Genomic DNA, 17,170 nt, shown 5'->3' on the forward strand with positions numbered 1-17,170 from the left:
ATGTTATGATTTTAAATCTATTTCATGACGTCATTGGTGTAGTAGCAATTGCATATAGAAAAATTAGGGTTTTAATGTTACTTGAGTGTACAAAAAAAAACGGCTGTATCATACTACAACCGATTTCTTAATTTGTTCTTAAATCTTTCTTAATTTGTTTAAATTTTATTGAGTTCTGAATTGATGAAGCTTAATTCTTCAGCACTTAAATCAAAATTCATTGATTCTGCGTTGGAAACTGCTTGTTCTGCATTTCTCGCGCCGGCCAATACTATGGTAATTCCTTTTTGTAAACTTGTCCAACGTAACACCAATTGTGCAAGACTTGCATTCTTTTCTGCCGCAATTGGACGAATACTCTCCAGAAATACCTTTACTTTTTCCAAATCAAATTGACCAAAATATCCGTTTCTGTGGTCATCACTTTTAAGTTTTTCGTTCTGGAAGTATTTACCAGAAAGTAAACCTCTTTCCATCGGACTATAAACGATGATTCCTACATTGTTTGTTACTGAGTATGGAACCAGATCAGCTTCGATGGTACGGTTTAGCATACTGTAAGCTACCTGGTTTGAAGCAGGGGCAAATGTTTTACTGGCTTCTTTTAACAAATCCACACTGTGATTAGATACGGCTGCTGCACGAATTTTACCTTGTTTGATCAGGCTTTCCATGGCTTCCATAGTTTCATCAATAGGCGTTGTGGCATCTGGCCAATGTTGTTGAAGCAAATCTATGTAGTCTGTGTTTAAACGTTTCAGACTTTCTTCTACTTCTTTTATGATGTTCGCTTTTGAGGATAATTTATAGATTGGGATATTTTTTCCGTTTTCAGCGACATCAAAGAAATGTTCTCCTTTTCCTTGATTGCTGCCATCCCAAACGAGACCGAATTTGGTTAGCAATTGTACTTTAGTTCTGTCTTTTCCTTTTAAGGCTGTTCCAATCAATTCTTCACTTAATCCGAAACCATAAAAAGGAGCGGTATCTAAAGTGGTCACACCGTTATCCAAAGACGCATGGATTGACTCAATAGAATCTTTTTGCGCATTTCCACCCCACATAGTACCGCCAATGGCAAATGCACCGTAAGTAATCGTTGACAATTCTAAATCTGTATTTCCTAATTTTCTGTATTCCATTTTGTTATTTTTTTGACGGGGCAAAATTCCCTAAAAAATCAGCATCATCATAATAGTATAAATAGTAGTTAGGTATTATAAAAATGATAGTATTTTAAATCGTTACATTCTATTTTGTGGTTTTCAGCACAATAATTGTAGTTTTAGTTTGATGCTCATTATTTATACTTAATCCCAAATTGATGAAGAAAAAATTACCATTGCCTTTATGGACGATTATATCCCCGATGGTAGCTTGGTTGGCCTATTTTGGGAACTCACTAGATCTTGGCGCTTTCTATATATTCTTCCTTGCTGCTGTTCTTATTGCAGGAGTACTTGCTGCAGTACACCATGCTGAAGTTGTGGCCCATCGTGTTGGTGAGCCATTTGGTACCTTGCTATTGGCACTGGCCATTACGGTAATTGAGGTCGCACTGATTGTCTCTCTGATGCTAACGGGTGGTCCCGATACGGCTGCGCTTGCCCGGGATACGGTTCTGGCTGCTGTGATGATAATTTTAACTGGAATTATTGGTTTGTGCTTATTGGTAGGGGGTGCAAAGTTTAAAGAACAGGTGTTTAGCTTACCTGGAGTAAGTGCGGCTTTAGTTACGCTTACTGCTATATTGGTGCTGACGCTGATTCTTCCTAATTATACCACCAGTAAGGAAGGTCCTGAATACACTCAGGTCCAGCTCATCTTTGTTGCTGTGGTTTGTTTGGTGCTGTATGGTGCTTTTGTAATGGTTCAAACCATGAGGCACCGTGATTTCTTTTTACCACCGGATGCTGATGGTGATGAGGAAGTGCATGCTGCACCACCGACGAACAAGGTTGCATTATTAAGTACGTTTTTATTGGTTTTATGTTTGGGCGTTGTTGTGTTATTGGCAAAGGCATTGGCGCCTGATATAGAAAATGCGGTAGTGAATTTTGGTGCGCCAAAATCATTAGTAGGGGTGATCATCGCAGCAGTAGTATTACTGCCTGAGGGGTTGGCAGCCTATCGTGCAGCTAGAAAAAACCGTTTACAAACGAGCTTAAATCTTGCTTTGGGATCCGCATTGGCCAGTATTGGTTTAACAATTCCAGCTGTAGCCATTGTATCTATCATAACGGGGATGAACATTACGTTGGGAATTGATATGAAGGCTACTGTATTGCTGCTATTGGCACAGTTTACCATCATGCTTTCCTTGGCAACTGGGCGTACTAATGTGCTGCAGGGAATCGTGTTGTTAGTGATATTTATGGTTTATCTATTTACTATTATAGCGCCATAAAAAAACTATTCTATGGTCCGCAGGTCAGCAATGGAATAGATAAACTAAATATAGAGAGCATAAGGCAAAGTGGAACATAATATCTGTTGTCTTCCTTTGCAAAGTCGGTTCCTTTAACACTTTTCATCAAACCGACATATTTGAAATCTCCGATCGCACGAAGGCAGAATATTCCTGCAATAAGATAAGTCGCCACATGAATATATTTTCTTTCTATCAGCTGGTCTGCAAATCCAATATTTGCCAGGGTAATGAATGCGAATATGAATAGCCCTAGTCCAACAATCAGGGTTCCAAATCTACTGGGGTTTAAGGCTAGCGCTCCGTTTGGCTTAACTGGTAATGTGTTTTTTTTTGCCCATGTGCCGCCGAAAGCCCAATATATATGCAAAAATGAAAGGAAAAGAAAAGTTAAAGTGTTAATAGCTACTAGTACATATGTCATTGTTTTATAGATTTTTTTTGAATTCCATAGTATAGTCTTAAGCTACTAAGCTAAGAAATTGTTCAATCGACAAATCAATGTTTGATTTGATATGACATTAAGAACATATCAAATGGATTAAACAATAGCAGACAGCGCTACTAACATTTGGCATTCAAGAAAAACGGTGTACATCAATGCAAATAACAAACAATACCAGAGTATGTCAACTTTCTTTCTCCATTTAATCCAAGATGTGATTATGATAAAAAGTGGGAGCGTAATGATATAAATTATAATGAAGTTAAAAATAAAATCGAGAGACGTGGAATAAGGGTCAGTTATGAATACAGTAATGCCCATCTGTGCCAGCCAAACTGAAATAGGGAGGAGAAAGCATAGAAAATATTTCCAACCCCATTTCATCTGTACTGCCTCCGGGTAGGTAGCGCGGTAGTTTTTTACGATGAGTACGATCACCAAAATGACCAGCATCGTCAATACAGCAAGTTGGATATATTTCCTGGTAATCGTGTCTGCCCGGGTATTAATCCTGTCAGAAGAAATCATCCGGTCCCCTTCGAATTTTTGAATTTGAGTGTTTTCTCCTTTAATGAAGGTCTTTTTAGTAACGATAGTATTTGTAGGCTCCCGATAGGTCCAGATGGAGTCTTCGATCCCATTTTTATAATAACCTTCTATTAATGTAGTATCGGCATTTTTCCTGATGAACTTTCCATCCAAACGGCTCCCCTTAAATCGGATTGAGTCTTCATAATTTGGAGTTTTAAGCCTGAGGTAGGTAATCTTTCCCAAAGTCATTGGCTTTACAATTTCGGGCATTTGATTATGTAAGGACTCATCCAGGCTGATAAGGAAAAGGTTTTTGGTGTAGTCGTCGCTTTTAACAGGTCGTCTGGTAGTTACCAATTGTTTTACCTCAACTACGAGTAATGAATCGAAACGGTGAAATGTAAAATCTTCTTCATAATAATTGGAATCGGGTAGTACATTAGATTTAAAAAGCACATACTGCGGTTGATCGAAACTTTGTATATACCTCGGTGCACTACTTGCGCAAAAGGCGAAAAATGCCAAGGCCGCGATAAATTGAGGGTAAAAGTTAATGCTGAAAGTAAAACTGTTTAAACTATACCAAGCCAACGGCAGAACGATCAGAGCTAGAAGGTCGGTAGGGTCTACTACGCGTTGAATGGGGAAGATATAAGTGCTGAAAAATTCAATAAATGTTGAAGAATAACTGCTTTTCCAATAGATAAACAGCAGCCCGGTAAGGATAAATATCGCTAGTTTGCGTTTAGGCAGAAAAGCTGACCAGAAAATGGAGAATATAAATAACCCGCAGAAATCGGATAGCTTTCCTGTGAAGGTATTATGAAAGGCTTCTTTTAGATAGAAATCATTGAGCATCAATAGTGCTAAACAAATGAGGAAAGGTAAGGAGGTCAATGGTTTCAATCGATTCGAGATAGGCATACTTGATTAGCTTTTCCGTTTATACGGAAAAATGGGTTTGGTAACCCAAAGAGGTATGTATATGGAAGGCTCTTTTTCACAATACCATATCCTCAACAAGATATTTATCTTCATAATTTGGACATTAAAGATCCTGATAAGGAATAGTTAGGACTCTACATAGAAAGCAATACTGCTACATAATGAAAGATGGCTGCGGCCAGTACCATTGCATGCCATAATGCATGAGAATAGGGTCGTTTGCCAAATAGATAAAACGCTGTTCCTATTGAGTAAAATCCGGCGCCAATAAACAACATGATAATCACTGATTTTGGAAGTGCTGTAAAAAACTTATTTCCGCCAATTAACATCATCCATCCCATTAGTAGGTAAATGATTGTTGAAATGATATTGTATTTACCCGTATACCATATCTTAAAAAATATACCCACAAGCGTGAGTCCCCATAATAGGCAAAGTAACGTGATCCCGAAACTATTGTTCATATAGATCAGTAAGAAAGGGGTATAAGTTCCTGCAATAAGAAAGTAAATACTGATGTGATCAAGGATTTCAAATAGTCTTTTTACCCCAAACTCTAGTGCCAGATGGTACACCATTGAACAGGTGAATAACATGAGGAAACAAAAGCCGTAAATACCTGCTCCGACTATTGCAGGGACATTGTTGTGTGCTGTGGCGATTCCGATGAGTACCGGTATACCACTAACACCAAATAGCACACCAATACCATGGATTAGTCCATGGAGGAGCTCTTGTTTTCTGGTAAACTTTTCCTTAACTACTTTCATCAAATAAGTAACAATTGAAACAGGTAAAAGTTAACGTAATGGGAAAAATAGATAAATTTGGTTAACTTCAGATAAACCAATTTAATTATGTCGCTTCGTTACAAACTAATTCTTCTTCTTCTTGTTTCAACTCTACTGACTTTTGCGCAGGGCGACAAGGATTTTTCTGCACAATATGATGAATTGCTGTCAGCCCAGTTTAAACCTAGTGAAACAGGTGCCGTAGCGCTAGTCGCAAAAAATGGAGAGGTTATCTATAAGAAGGCATTTGGAATGGCAAATCTGGAGTTGAATGTCCCTATGACAACGGATATGGTTTTCAAGATCGGCTCCGTTACAAAACAGTTTACTGCTGTCGCCATACTGCAACTTCTGGAGCAAGGGAAATTAAATTTACAAGATGATATCACCAAATACATCCCGGATTATCCTACTAAAGGATCTAAAATTACGATAGAGCACCTGCTTACACACACTTCTGGTATAAAAAGCTATACAGGGATGACAGATTTTGGAAAAATGATGCCCAATAATATGACTCCGCTTGAGCTCATTCAGATTATTAAAACTCAGCCGGTTGATTTTGCACCGGGTACAAAGTTTAAGTACAACAATTCCGGATATTTCATCTTAGGATATATTATCGAAAAGATAACTGGGATGCCCTATGGGAAGTATATTGAAGATCACGTGTTTAAGCTTGCTGATATGAGCACTTCTTATTATGGCGACAATGATCGAATTATTAAAAATAGGGCGGCCGGTTATGATCCAGGACCAAAAGGCTTAGGTAATGCTATTTTGCTTAGTATGACCTTGCCTTACGCTGCAGGATCACTAATGTCTACCGTTGGTGATCTATACAAATGGAATCAAGCACTTTTTTCATATAAAATTATAAAAAAGGAAAGCCTTGATAAGGCATTGAAACCATATGTTTTAAGCACCGGTAAAGCAACGAAATATGGTTATGGATTGATTTTAGATTCACTTCAGGGCAGCCCAATTATCCTACATGGCGGTGGTATTAATGGCTTTTTATCTTACGCCAATTACCTGCCGGCAGAGAAGGTTTTAGTTGTTGTTCTTTCAAATTCTACAGCCAAATCGCCCGATGAGATCGGCAAGAAGATTTCAGCAATTGCTATTGGCAAACCAATCGCAGATAAAGCGGAGAAGTTTGAAAATAAAAAGCCTCCTGTAGAAATCAACGTGCCGGACGCGACGCTATTAACCTATGTGGGCGAATATCAATTGGCGCCTGGTTTTTCTCTTGTGATTACAAAAGATGGAAGTCGTTTATTCGCCCAAGCCACCGGACAGGGAAAGAACGAGATCTTTGCTGAATCAGACAATATGTTCTATTTAAAAGTAGTCACAGCTAAGGTTGAGTTTACAAAAGATGATAAAGGAAAAATTAGCAAACTTTTCCTTTATCAGGGTGGGAAAAAGGTTGAGGGTAAAAAGATTTAGATAAGGGGCGCATACTAATGCATCTTTTCAAATACAAACTTTGGATTTTTATAATTGATTGGGATGTTTTTTTTGAAATAAGGCATGTTCATGTAAATTTCTAGCGCGCCTTCTCCCATAATTAACCGCTCATCTTTTTTTAACAAAGCAATTGGAGTAGTATGCCATTTCTCTATTCCGTAATGTTGAAAACGGTAAGTTCCCCTTAAAGTATCCCCTTTAACAATTCCCATTACATCTCCAGAATCTTTAAACGCCCCATGATAATTGATTTCATATTGGCCGTAGAACTCCTTGTTGGTCAGTTTTATTTTAAATGTAGCGGTGTCCCCCTTGTTTATAGCCTGGTATAATGTTTTAGTCTCATTACGACCAGACTCACTATTGGAACAACCAGATAGGATGAAAATCATCCCTAAAAACAGTAATAATGCTTTCTTCACGTACATATTTGATTATTTTCAAATATAGCTATAGGTACTGAAATCTTTCCTAATTTTGGCCCGGAGAAGATATTTATCGTTATGCTTGGATTAAAATTATTGACAGACCCACGTTGGGCAAACATTGCTGAATCAAATTTAGAAGAGATTTTAACCGATCATGCCTGGTGCGAACAAAAAGCAGCAACGAATGCCATCACTCTAATTGCCAATAATTCGGAGCATATGGATTTAGTAGAAGCCCTCACGGCTATTGCAATTGAAGAAATGCAGCACTTCCAAATGGTTGTCGACATCATTAAACAACGGGGTTATACACTTGGCCGTGAACGTAAAGATGATTACGTAGGCCAATTGGTTAAGTTTAGTCGTAGAGACGGTAGTAGGAACAATGCGTTTATTGATCGTCTTTTATTTGCTGCAATGATTGAGGCGAGAAGCTGCGAGCGTTTCCGCGTATTGTCACAAAATATCAAAGACCAGGAATTGGCAAAATTTTACTATGATTTAATGGTTTCAGAAGCAGGGCATTACACTGTGTTTCTAAATTTCGCCCGTAAATATACCATTGATATTGATGTGGATAAAAGATGGAAAGAATGGCTTGAATTTGAAGGTGAGCTGATTCAAAGCTTTGGCAATAAAGAAGCCATTCATGGCTAATCTGAATTATAACAAACTATATCTCTGATAGCAATGTTATAGTGCTGTATTTAAAAATAAGAAAATGAAAAAAATCTTTAGTATTACAGCATTGGTTACCGTTTTTGCATTGACACTTAGTTCGTGTGGTGGTGGTAATGAAAACAAAAGCGAAACTGCAACTACACCTGTAGAAGATGTGATGGTTCCGCCAGTGGAGGAAGCAATCAGCAATACTTTAAGCTTATCGGCCCACGACCAGATGAAGTTTGACAAAACAGAATTAAAGGCACTTGCAGGAAAACCAATTACATTAACATTTGCACATATTGGTACAATGGATAGAAATGCAATGGGCCATAATTTTATCCTGTTAAAACAGGGTACAAATATTGATGATTTTGTGAAAAAGGCCTTAACAGCAAAGGATAACGACTACATTCCTAAATCTGAAAGCGATAAAATTATCGCTCATACCAAATTACTTGCAGGTGGAGAGTCCGATACAATTGAGTTTACTGTCCCTGAAAAAGGTACTTATGATTTTATTTGCTCCTTTCCAGGACATGCCGCTACGATGAGAGGCAAGCTAATTGTACAATAGAATTAATAGCGCTTACTATGTTCCTGATTCTAAATCTCTGGGAACATAGTTTGTGCTCTTTCACCAATCAAAGGCATTGGTTTTTTCTCCCCATTTAAAACGCCTATAAATCCAATAATCCAGATCACAAATAGCCCGGCGTATACAATATAGGCCAGGTAAATAATCCCAAACATACCTGTAGTTGCTATTAACATCCCTAGAAAAAAGCTGAGGGCGAAATATATAACTGTCGACACTATTGCAAACAGTAGGGTTTGTCTCAAATGGTAGCTACCAAAGTCCGTTTTTTTGTCTTTATGCAGTGCAAAGTAGGCAATCAACCATAAGATTATACCGAAATAGCTCAGGATAGCAGCTGTCTTCCCGTTGTCGGAGGTAACAGGCGTTGGGTTAAAAGGTTTGTTTGTTTCCATTTTAAGGTGCTTTTAAGATTGTAAATTATTGGTAGACTGATGAACATATTCCAATAATGATGCCACAGAAGTTTTTAGCACAATTCTTATGTCCTATAGACTATTGGAGCCTCAATACCTATTTTTTTTAGTTTTTGGAATAAATGATGGGGATCAAATGGTTTTGATAGATAGTCGTTCATTCCCGAATTTTTCACCCTTTCTGCTACATTATTGTTTACGCTCGCCGTAAGCGCAATGATATGCACATTTGCCTTAGTTTTATCCCTTAGGCTACGAATAGCTTCGGTTACCTCATAACCATCCATTTCAGGCATATAAAGATCCATCAGTATCACATCAAAATCTCCCTCTTCTAGCTTTTGTAATGCAAATAGTCCATTTTCGGCGATGATTGGAACTATATTCCATTGCTCAAGCGTCTTTTTAATGACTAGAATATTTACTGGATTATCCTCGGCAACCAAAACTTTAAGATGAGCCAATTCATACTTTGTATCCAGTGGCTTATGAATGATCGTCGCATCGGCAACAAGGTATGGAAAGGTGATGTCAAAAAAGAATTTTGCACCTGTATTCACAGTGCTCACGATCTGAATATCGCTATTAAACATTTTTAAGACTTTTTTAACAATAGGAAGGCCAAGACCTGTGCCTCCATAGTGACGACTTGTACTTGTTGATGCCTGCGTAAATGGCTCAAAGATATGCTGTTGTTTATGGAGCGCTACACCTATGCCAGTATCTTCAATTGTAAAACGAATGGTGATCAGCGTTTCGGTGATTTCAATGGTTTCGGTAGATAGGGCTACGTATCCACTTTCTGTAAACTTAATTGCATTGTTTAATAGGTTTACCAACACCTGGGTTAGGCGCGTAGGATCGCCAATTACAATTTTATCTTCAAGCTCATCCGCAATAGCGAGTCTTAAGTCCAGCATTTTTTCCTGAGCCTTTAGTTTTAGGCTTGAGTAATTGTTTTTTAGTAAGATAGAGAGATCGAAGGCAATGTGCTCCATCTCAACCTTATCTGAATCAAATTTATTGAAATCTAGAATGTTATTAACGAGTAACAATAGGTTTTCTGCCGAAAATTTAAGGACAGAAAGGTTTTCCTCCTGATCCTGACGAGGGTCTTGTAGTAATAACGCATTGGATATACCAATCACACCGTTTAAGGGCGTACGCAATTCGTGTGACATGGTTGACAAAAACTCCATTCGTGAATTGGATACTTTTTTAAGATCGGACAATGTTGTACTTAGCTTCTCATTCAGCTCTTTTAGCTCATTTTTTGTTTTAGTCAGGTTAATGAAGTTACGATTAAAAGTTTTGAAAAAATAGTAATGGAGATAGACGATTAGTAAGAAATTATAGGATGTGACAAATAGATAAGTGGCCTGATTAACTTCTTTGGGGCCTATTCCCAGGTAGAAATAGTTTTTGCTGTCAATAGCAGTGTATATGATTATTGGTAATATGTTAATAGCCGAATAAAACCAGCCCCATTTTAAACCATGCATATAAAAGCTAAGGGCACAGGCAAACCAGATAAATTGCAGCGTTTCTACATTAGTATCCTGGACATATATCGATAAATTACTCAAAACGGCGAATGTGAGCAAACAAAGTGATATATGAGAAGCCAATCGCCAGGCACGGGCATAACGAATTAAACCTAAAAGCATTAAACTGGCCAGGAAAACGGCACTAACCCGCATCAAATGTAGTGTCTGACCACTTAAAATATAGGTGACAGTTAATATAGCCGTAAATGGCAGGTATAGTATAAGAATGTATAAGAGCATTTTAACACGAGCCTGATTTATAGGATCACTTTCAGGCTTGGCTAATTTGACGACAAAATCTTCAATTGGTTGAAATAGATGAATCATAATTATTTTTTTAATTGGATAAAAAAAACAATGTAATTGCGGTGCTGAGAAAATACGAATGGAATCTGGGTATGATTAAGCTGGATGTGGCGTTTGTAATGGCTTCGTCGGTTAACCATAACAAAAGTCGACACTTAATGTTTTTTCTATTATTTTTTTATTGAATTCATCTTATAGGGAGTTTGGATGCTGTTTTGTTAGGGATTTGAGGCGTATGTACAAAACATGGATTAGTGTGGTATCTCCATGAGGTTGTTATTTAGTTTCTCGTAAAGATAGAAATTCTTTAATTCTAAGAATTGTATCCTCGTAAAATATCTGATAGGTATCTTCTGTTACATAGCCAATATGGGGTGTGGCTAATAAATTGGGTAATTTACGGAAGGGATGATCCGTTGGTAATGGCTCGATGTCGTATACATCTAAGGCGGCACCGGCGATTCTTTTGTTCATTAAGGCATCAATAAGATCCGCTTCATTGACTAATGGTCCCCTAGATGTATTGATAAGATAAGCTGTTGCTTTCATCAACGAAAGCTCTTTTGAGGTAATGATGTTTCTAGACCTTGAGCTCAAAATTAAATGTAAACTTACAAAATCAGCCATCTTAAACAATCCTTCTTTACTAACTAGTTTTACTCCGTGTTCATTGGCTTTTTCTAAGGTAAGGTTTTCACTCCAGGCAACTACCTCCATTTCAAAGGCTTTGGCATATCGAGCTATTACACTGCCAATATTCCCTAAACCAACAATTCCAATAGTTTTCCCTTTCAGGTCTATGCCAATTTCCTTTTGCCACTCACCGTTCCGCAAGGAGCTTGATTCTGGTACAATACGCCGTGATATAGCAAGAAGCAAGGCCCAAGTCAATTCGGGTGCCCCACTTGCATGATAACCAGTTGTTGAAATGGCAATGCCTAATTCTTCGGCAGCTTTTGTATCTATAGAAGCATTGCGAAGGCCGGTCGAGATAATAAGTTTAAGGTTGGGTAAATGAGAGAGAATTTCTCTGGTTAGAGGAGTTCGTTCGCGCATCACACAGACGACTTCAAATGGCATTAATCGATTTATTATTGCTGCTTGATCTGTAATGTGGTCATTAAAAACAATTACCTGAGCATGTTCTTGTACGGTAGACCAATCACCATAGGAAAGGCCTACATTTTGATAATCATCTAATATTGCAACTTGGAGAAGTATTTTCATTTGTGCTCTTTTTTTACAGAGAAACAAGTCGCAGCTGATTAAGTTTCTCAATGGGTAATTTTGATAGAATAATTTATATCTTGTGTTGACAAATGATAATCTAAAATTAATATTTTATGCGTAAAAATCTTATTGTATTCGGTATGAGTTGCCTACTGATGGTGGGTTCGGCCGAATGTTTATTTGCATCAGGTAATAAAGTCGCTGTTAAACCACAAACTGTAGCGCCAAAAGATCTGATAGGCCGTTGGGACATCACTGTGGATGAGAACGGAAAATCTGCACCATCATGGCTGGAAGTAAAGCTTTCAGGCTTTCGTACTTTAGTAGGGTATTTTGTAGCTTCCTCTGGCAGTGCCCGCCCGGTTGCTGAGGTAAAGTTTGATAATGGTAAATTCAGGTTTGAGATTCCACCACAATGGGAAAACGGTAGCCAGAATCTTGTGATTGAAGGCGAATTGGTGGGCGATGGAATTCAAGGTACAATGGTAACAAGTGAGGGTAAAAAATATACCTGGAAAGGCGTAAAAGCTCCGTACTTAAAAAGAACTGCCGCTCCGGTATGGGGTAAGTCGATCAACTTATTTAATGGAAAAGATTTAACCGGTTGGAAGGCTACTGGCCAAAACCAATGGGTGGTAAAAGATGGTATTTTAACCAGCCCAAAACCAGGATCTAATTTAATAACCGATCAAAAATTTGAAGACTTTAAACTACATGTCGAATTCAAATATCCAAAAGGCGGAAACAGTGGTGTGTATTTGAGAGGTCGTTATGAAACACAAATAGAGGACAGTCCTAAAGATGCACATCCTAACAGTGTTTTATTTGGTGGGATTTATGGATTTTTGACTGCCAATGAAATGGTAACGCTTGGTCCTGATCAATGGCAAACCTATGATATTACATTGGTTGGCAGAATGGTAACTGTAGTCGCTAATGGTAAAACAATCATCAGCAATCAGGAAATACCTGGTATCACTGGTGGTGCATTAGATAGTAATGAAGGCGAACCCGGACCAATTTATCTTCAGGGAGATCATCAGCCAATAGAATATAGAAAAATAGTAATTACACCTGCCAGGTAAAGGTGGGATTGTTCAAGGATTGAAGAGCGTGTCCATACTTTTTGGACACGCTTTTCTCTTTATCATAGCTTGCTGAGTAAGCTGATGGTAAAAGCTCTTAAGCCTTTAGCAGTATTAAATAGTTTATCCAACAATCATGTCTTGTGGACGTAAGCCCAGTACATTATAAAACGTATTGCTAAAAGTAGATACGCTGTCATAACCAACTTGAACGGCCACACTTTTTACGGTTTCTCCGGTAATGGATAGCAGTTCAACAGCTTTAATGATTTTGTATAGCTTGATGTAACCTGCTACCGTGATTCCGATATCTTGCTTAAATAAGCGCTCCATAGTGCGGGCAGAAAGGTTGTATTTTGATGCCACTTCTGGGATTTTAATGTCCTTGGCAATATTTTCAGTCAGGTAATCAATCATGCTGGCAATTCTCGGGTTCTGCGGGACAGGTAAGACCAATGGCAATGCAGATTGAAATGTGATGGGTAAGATTCCAATTAAGGCTTTTAGGAAATCAAGTTCCAATTGATCTTCTTCTTCCAGTCTGGACCATTGCGCTGTAAACAGGATCATTTCTCTCAAAACTTTAGGGGTATGGAAAATGTTGAGCTCCTTAAAAAATGCATCATCAGCCGTTTGGCTTAGAAAAATACAACGCAGGTAAACAGGACTGACCGGGCTCGACGTACGGTGTGCTAAACCGGGCGGGATCCAGGCACAATGGTGGGTAGGTAAAAGATAAGTCCGTTCGGCGGTATGTAAATATTGTACCCCTTTTTCTACAAAAATCAACTGACCCATATGGTGCGAATGCCAGTCAGCGGAAAACTTCCAATCAGCCTCATGCCATACATAAGCTTGTTTTTGAACCGCGTCTACGGTTAAGTGGCAAAATCGGGCACGTTCCATTTGTCGTATTATAACATGTGATTGGCAAATATAGATATTTGGCGACAGATTGTTTTACAGACCTTTGCCACAATAAATCCATATAAATAATTAATACATGATTATGATCAATTCTATGCGTTTAAAAACAAGCCTGCTAGGTGTATTGTTCTTGTTTAGCGGCGCATTATTAAAAGCTCAGACAAATATGAAATCAGCAGATGTCAGTTTAAAAATACTGGTTCTTTTCAATACAGAAAGCGGCGGAACTTATAAAATGGGCCAAGAAATTGCTGCTGGGGTGAATCGCTTACCGGGTGCAAAGGCCGTGTTAAAACAGGTGCCAAGGATTAAGGCCCTGGATAAAGAGAAGGAAAAAGCATTTGCTGCTATACCTTACGCAAGCATAGACGAATTGCCGGATTACGATGGTATTGCTTTTGGATCTGCAGTGCATTTTGGTAATATGAGTGCTGATATGCGTTACTTTTTAGACCAATCAGTAGGAATTTGGACTGCCCGTAAACTGGAAGGTATGCCCGCTACGGTATTCATGTCGGCCGGTAGTGGTGCCGGAAGGGAGGCGGCTATACTTTCCTTTTGGAATACACTTGCTGTTCATGGGATGCTGATTGTCCCGACAGGAATTATGGGGACCGCAGATATTGACAAGCGCATTGCACAAGGTAATACAGCATTTGGTGCTTCTTCTTTAGCCAGTGTTCCGGGCTCAGTTCGTCCGTCTGAAGGTGAAAAACACATAGCTGCCCTGCAAGGTTATGCTTTAGCTAAAGCAGCCAAAGGGTATAAAATGATGCGTATGGCCTTAGGGACGGATCAACTAACTGAAAATATAACTATGAAAATGCCTGTAATTGAAGCACGTCTGAAAGCACTGAATATCACTTTACCAGATGCTCCGGCACCAGTAGGAAATTATAAACCTTTTAAAATTGTAGGAAACCAGGTATTCATCAACCAAATTGCTTTGAAAGCGGGTAAACTGGAGCATCCAGGAATGATTGAAAAGGAAGTTACTGAAGAGCAGGCCAAACTGGCTACCCGACAAACTTTGCTAAATGTGCTGGCGGTGTTGAAACAGGCTGCTGGTGGCGATCTGGATCGCGTAAAGCAAGCTGTACAGCTGACAGGCTTCTTTTATACACCAGCAGGCTATACGAAACACGCGGTGCTAATGAATGAAGCGTCGAACTTGTTGGTAGAAATATTTGGAGAAGCCGGTATGCATACACGGGCAACAGTAGGGGCATCATCTTTGCCGATGAATTCTTCGGTAGAAATACAGGCCGTATTTGAGCTGAATTAAAAAGAAAAAAGAATGCTTACAAAAACGGACTGCCACATTATTGCGACAGCCCGTTTTTTGTATAATAATAGGTAGTATTAATTAGCCACTAATTGCTCAGTAATCTGAGTTTTTTTGCCATTAATAGTGAATATTAAATCAACAATACCTTTAGCAAGGTTATGTTTTGAACCTTCCTTTACACTAATTTCAGGAGCTTTGCTACCTTCAAAAGGATAAAGTACAGTTGTAAAACTTACTGTATTGTTGTCGTTCTTAGCTTTTTCATAGGCAAAAGCAGGGCGTGCAACCTCTTTACGGTATTTATAGGATACTTTACCTTCTTCTTCTGTCAATACAGTACCTTTATTTAGGGTTTGGATCAACAAGTTGTTGCCGTCTTTGTAACCAGTTTGCACACTGTTTTTTGCTTTGTTGAAAGTCGTACCACTTTCTTCGGCAAGCTGGAAATGGATACCTACATTACCTTTAGCATCACCAATAGCCTCATCAATAATCACAAAATACTTTTTATCGATAAACAATACACTACGACGATGGTTCAGTTCTTTATAACTCTGGTTATTGTATACCAATAAGTCAACGGCAGGACTAGTTTTCCAAGCTACTAATTTCGCATTGCAGCTATCCATATTGATATTGTCAAGCGTTAGGGTTTTGTGAACTTTAGTCTGACGGTAAGCATCTCTCAATTTTTGAATTTCAGCACTACCACTGTATACATAAGCACCTGCATCAGGCATAAAATTGCGTCCTTTTACCCAAAGGTCAAAAGTACCATTGTCTGGCTGACTGTGGAAGAATGCTGGTGGACTGGCTCTCAATACCATTACCGTAGCATCGTTTTTCCAGCCGTTTCTAAAAGTATAGAAACCGCCAGTTTTTAATGCACTTGATAAGTATGCTGGTGCAGTACCTTGTTTTCCATCTGTTGCAAAATGCTTAATCACCTGGTTGTGTGGGAATACCTGCAACCAGTCTTTGTATTCCTTTTGCATTTCTTTCTTACCTGTTAATTTGGCATCACCAAACATTGGATAAGAATAATCAGGGAAAGAAAAGTCAGTTAAAGCGATGATCATTCCTTCAATAGTTTTCTTGTAGCTTTCTGGAAACTCATTAGACATTCCTGTCAGTTGAGTCACACGTAAGGCTTTTAAGAAAATATTGATGGTGGCTACGTGATAGTTTGGCGAAAGTTCAAACTGCAATCCATCAGGATAGATTTGTTTCTTGATCTCTGCATTTAAGATCTCAATACCACTTTTTCTCCAGGTATCAGCAGCTTTCAACTCTGGAAAGTAGCAGCCCGCGTAAATAATCCTTTGAGCCTCAAATAACAGGTGATTTCCTTGTTTAGAGTAATTGTTAAGGATGTGATCAGCTTGTTGGTTATATACATTAAGGAATTCGAGTAGGAAATCAGGTGTAAAATTAGGAGAGCTCACAAACATGTTGAACGTCCCAGTTTGATCCTGAATTCTCGTCGAAACCTCTAATGGGCGCCATGCAAAGCGATCGTTTTCTTTGGACAAGCCTTTTGGATTCTTTTTTGCCCAGTCGCGAAACTGTGAAACCCATTCTTTTGCATATTTTTCATCGCCGGTTGACCAGTAAGCCAATCCCATTGGCTGCCACCAATACATGCGGTGTAACTGCCAACGGATCTCGTTGTCTTTAATAGGCCAATGTTGCCAGTTGATGTCCTGGCCATAATCAATAAATCCATATCCCGGATGAACATAGAATTGGTGTAGCATACCTTTATCAGCTTTTTCTAATACGCCTTCCGGTAGTTTTTTGCCAGCAAAGTTGGCTTTATCACTCATGTTATAGTCAGGATGCTTAACATTATCCCTTTTTCTATAATATTTTAATAAAGCTTTTGCAGCATTTTCATAATCCTTAGCTGCAACAAGTTTATTTACCTCTTCCAGTCCCGGATAATTCAGATTCAGGTTGCTGAAGCTGTCCTTAGTTACCGGCGTACCCTGCTGCTTCGCAAATAATAGGGTGGGAGCAAGGGCTAGTAAGAGGATGATTTTTTTTACGTTCATCTTTATTTGGTT

The 17,170-nt window shown here is 38.7% G+C and carries 16 protein-coding genes; 6 read left to right on the plus strand and 10 right to left on the minus strand.

Annotated elements, in window-relative coordinates; genetic code table 11:
• Positions 1–158: 158 nt before the first annotated feature.
• The gene (locus BLS35_RS01045; RefSeq protein ID WP_090776927.1) at positions 159–1,142 is read right to left on the minus strand and encodes an aldo/keto reductase; all 984 of its coding nucleotides are present in this window, start codon (positions 1,140–1,142) and stop codon (positions 159–161) included.
• A gap of 182 nt (positions 1,143–1,324) precedes the next feature.
• On the opposite strand from BLS35_RS01045, the gene BLS35_RS01050 reads away from it, so the two are divergent.
• Positions 1,325–2,407, plus strand: a complete 1,083-nt coding sequence (locus BLS35_RS01050; protein WP_090776928.1) for a calcium:cation antiporter — start codon at positions 1,325–1,327, stop codon at positions 2,405–2,407.
• 10 nt (positions 2,408–2,417) lie between these two features.
• On the opposite strand, the gene BLS35_RS01055 is transcribed toward BLS35_RS01050, so the two are convergent.
• From BLS35_RS01055 to BLS35_RS01065, 3 genes are all read right to left on the minus strand, one after another.
• Positions 2,418–2,852 carry a DUF3995 domain-containing protein gene (locus tag BLS35_RS01055; protein WP_090776929.1) on the minus strand — a complete coding sequence of 145 codons (435 nt, stop codon included), beginning with the start codon at positions 2,850–2,852 and terminating at the stop codon, positions 2,418–2,420.
• 117 nt (positions 2,853–2,969) lie between these two features.
• Positions 2,970–4,328: a hypothetical protein gene (locus tag BLS35_RS01060; RefSeq protein ID WP_132225899.1), complete on the minus strand. Its 1,359-nt coding sequence runs from the start codon at positions 4,326–4,328 to the stop codon at positions 2,970–2,972.
• A gap of 155 nt (positions 4,329–4,483) precedes the next feature.
• Positions 4,484–5,122 carry a PAQR family membrane homeostasis protein TrhA gene (locus BLS35_RS01065; protein ID WP_090776931.1) on the minus strand — a complete coding sequence of 213 codons (639 nt, stop codon included), beginning with the start codon at positions 5,120–5,122 and terminating at the stop codon, positions 4,484–4,486.
• An 87-nt stretch (positions 5,123–5,209) separates the two neighbouring features.
• On the opposite strand from BLS35_RS01065, the gene BLS35_RS01070 reads away from it, so the two are divergent.
• Positions 5,210–6,595, plus strand: coding sequence for a serine hydrolase (locus BLS35_RS01070; RefSeq protein WP_090776932.1), 1,386 nt, complete (start codon positions 5,210–5,212; stop codon positions 6,593–6,595).
• 14 nt (positions 6,596–6,609) lie between these two features.
• Here BLS35_RS01070 and BLS35_RS01075 read toward each other — a convergent pair whose 3' ends face one another.
• A complete protein-coding gene (locus BLS35_RS01075) occupies positions 6,610–7,038 on the minus strand; it encodes a hypothetical protein (protein ID WP_132225898.1) in 429 nt (142 codons plus the stop codon).
• 81 nt (positions 7,039–7,119) lie between these two features.
• Between BLS35_RS01075 and BLS35_RS01080 the strand changes: the two genes are divergently transcribed.
• Both BLS35_RS01080 and BLS35_RS01085 read left to right on the plus strand, forming a co-directional pair.
• Positions 7,120–7,701 (plus strand): MiaE family protein, encoded by a 582-nt coding sequence (locus BLS35_RS01080; RefSeq protein ID WP_090776934.1) that lies wholly within the window; start codon positions 7,120–7,122, stop codon positions 7,699–7,701.
• A 64-nt stretch (positions 7,702–7,765) separates the two neighbouring features.
• Positions 7,766–8,284, plus strand: coding sequence for a plastocyanin/azurin family copper-binding protein (locus BLS35_RS01085; RefSeq protein WP_090776935.1), 519 nt, complete (start codon positions 7,766–7,768; stop codon positions 8,282–8,284).
• Between the two features lie 29 nt (positions 8,285–8,313).
• Here the strand turns inward: BLS35_RS01085 and BLS35_RS01090 are convergent, their stop codons facing one another.
• The 3 genes from BLS35_RS01090 to BLS35_RS01100 all read right to left on the minus strand — a co-directional run bounded on the left by BLS35_RS01090 (position 8,314) and on the right by BLS35_RS01100 (position 11,801).
• The gene (locus BLS35_RS01090; protein WP_090776936.1) at positions 8,314–8,700 is read right to left on the minus strand and encodes a magnetosome magnetite crystal formation protein family; all 387 of its coding nucleotides are present in this window, start codon (positions 8,698–8,700) and stop codon (positions 8,314–8,316) included.
• An 86-nt stretch (positions 8,701–8,786) separates the two neighbouring features.
• Complete coding sequence (locus BLS35_RS01095) at positions 8,787–10,595, minus strand: response regulator (protein ID WP_090776937.1); 1,809 nt, start codon at positions 10,593–10,595, stop codon at positions 8,787–8,789.
• A gap of 255 nt (positions 10,596–10,850) precedes the next feature.
• Positions 10,851–11,801, minus strand: a complete 951-nt coding sequence (locus BLS35_RS01100; RefSeq protein ID WP_090776938.1) for a D-2-hydroxyacid dehydrogenase family protein — start codon at positions 11,799–11,801, stop codon at positions 10,851–10,853.
• Positions 11,802–11,917: 116 nt separating this feature from the next.
• Between BLS35_RS01100 and BLS35_RS01105 the strand changes: the two genes are divergently transcribed.
• Positions 11,918–12,889 carry a 3-keto-disaccharide hydrolase gene (locus tag BLS35_RS01105; protein ID WP_090776939.1) on the plus strand — a complete coding sequence of 324 codons (972 nt, stop codon included), beginning with the start codon at positions 11,918–11,920 and terminating at the stop codon, positions 12,887–12,889.
• A 123-nt stretch (positions 12,890–13,012) separates the two neighbouring features.
• On the opposite strand, the gene BLS35_RS01110 is transcribed toward BLS35_RS01105, so the two are convergent.
• A complete protein-coding gene (locus BLS35_RS01110) occupies positions 13,013–13,795 on the minus strand; it encodes an AraC family transcriptional regulator (protein WP_090776940.1) in 783 nt (260 codons plus the stop codon).
• Between the two features lie 97 nt (positions 13,796–13,892).
• Here BLS35_RS01110 and wrbA point away from each other — a divergent pair, with 97 nt between their 5' ends.
• Positions 13,893–15,101, plus strand: a complete 1,209-nt coding sequence (wrbA, locus tag BLS35_RS01115) for an NAD(P)H:quinone oxidoreductase type IV (protein WP_207909063.1) — start codon at positions 13,893–13,895, stop codon at positions 15,099–15,101.
• Between the two features lie 77 nt (positions 15,102–15,178).
• On the opposite strand, the gene hepC is transcribed toward wrbA, so the two are convergent.
• The gene (gene hepC, locus BLS35_RS01120) at positions 15,179–17,158 is read right to left on the minus strand and encodes a heparin-sulfate lyase HepC (protein WP_090776941.1); all 1,980 of its coding nucleotides are present in this window, start codon (positions 17,156–17,158) and stop codon (positions 15,179–15,181) included.
• Between the last annotated feature and the right edge of the window lie 12 nt (positions 17,159–17,170).

It is taken from the genome of Pedobacter sp. ok626, assembly GCF_900100435.1.
Taxonomy (GTDB): domain Bacteria; phylum Bacteroidota; class Bacteroidia; order Sphingobacteriales; family Sphingobacteriaceae; genus Pedobacter.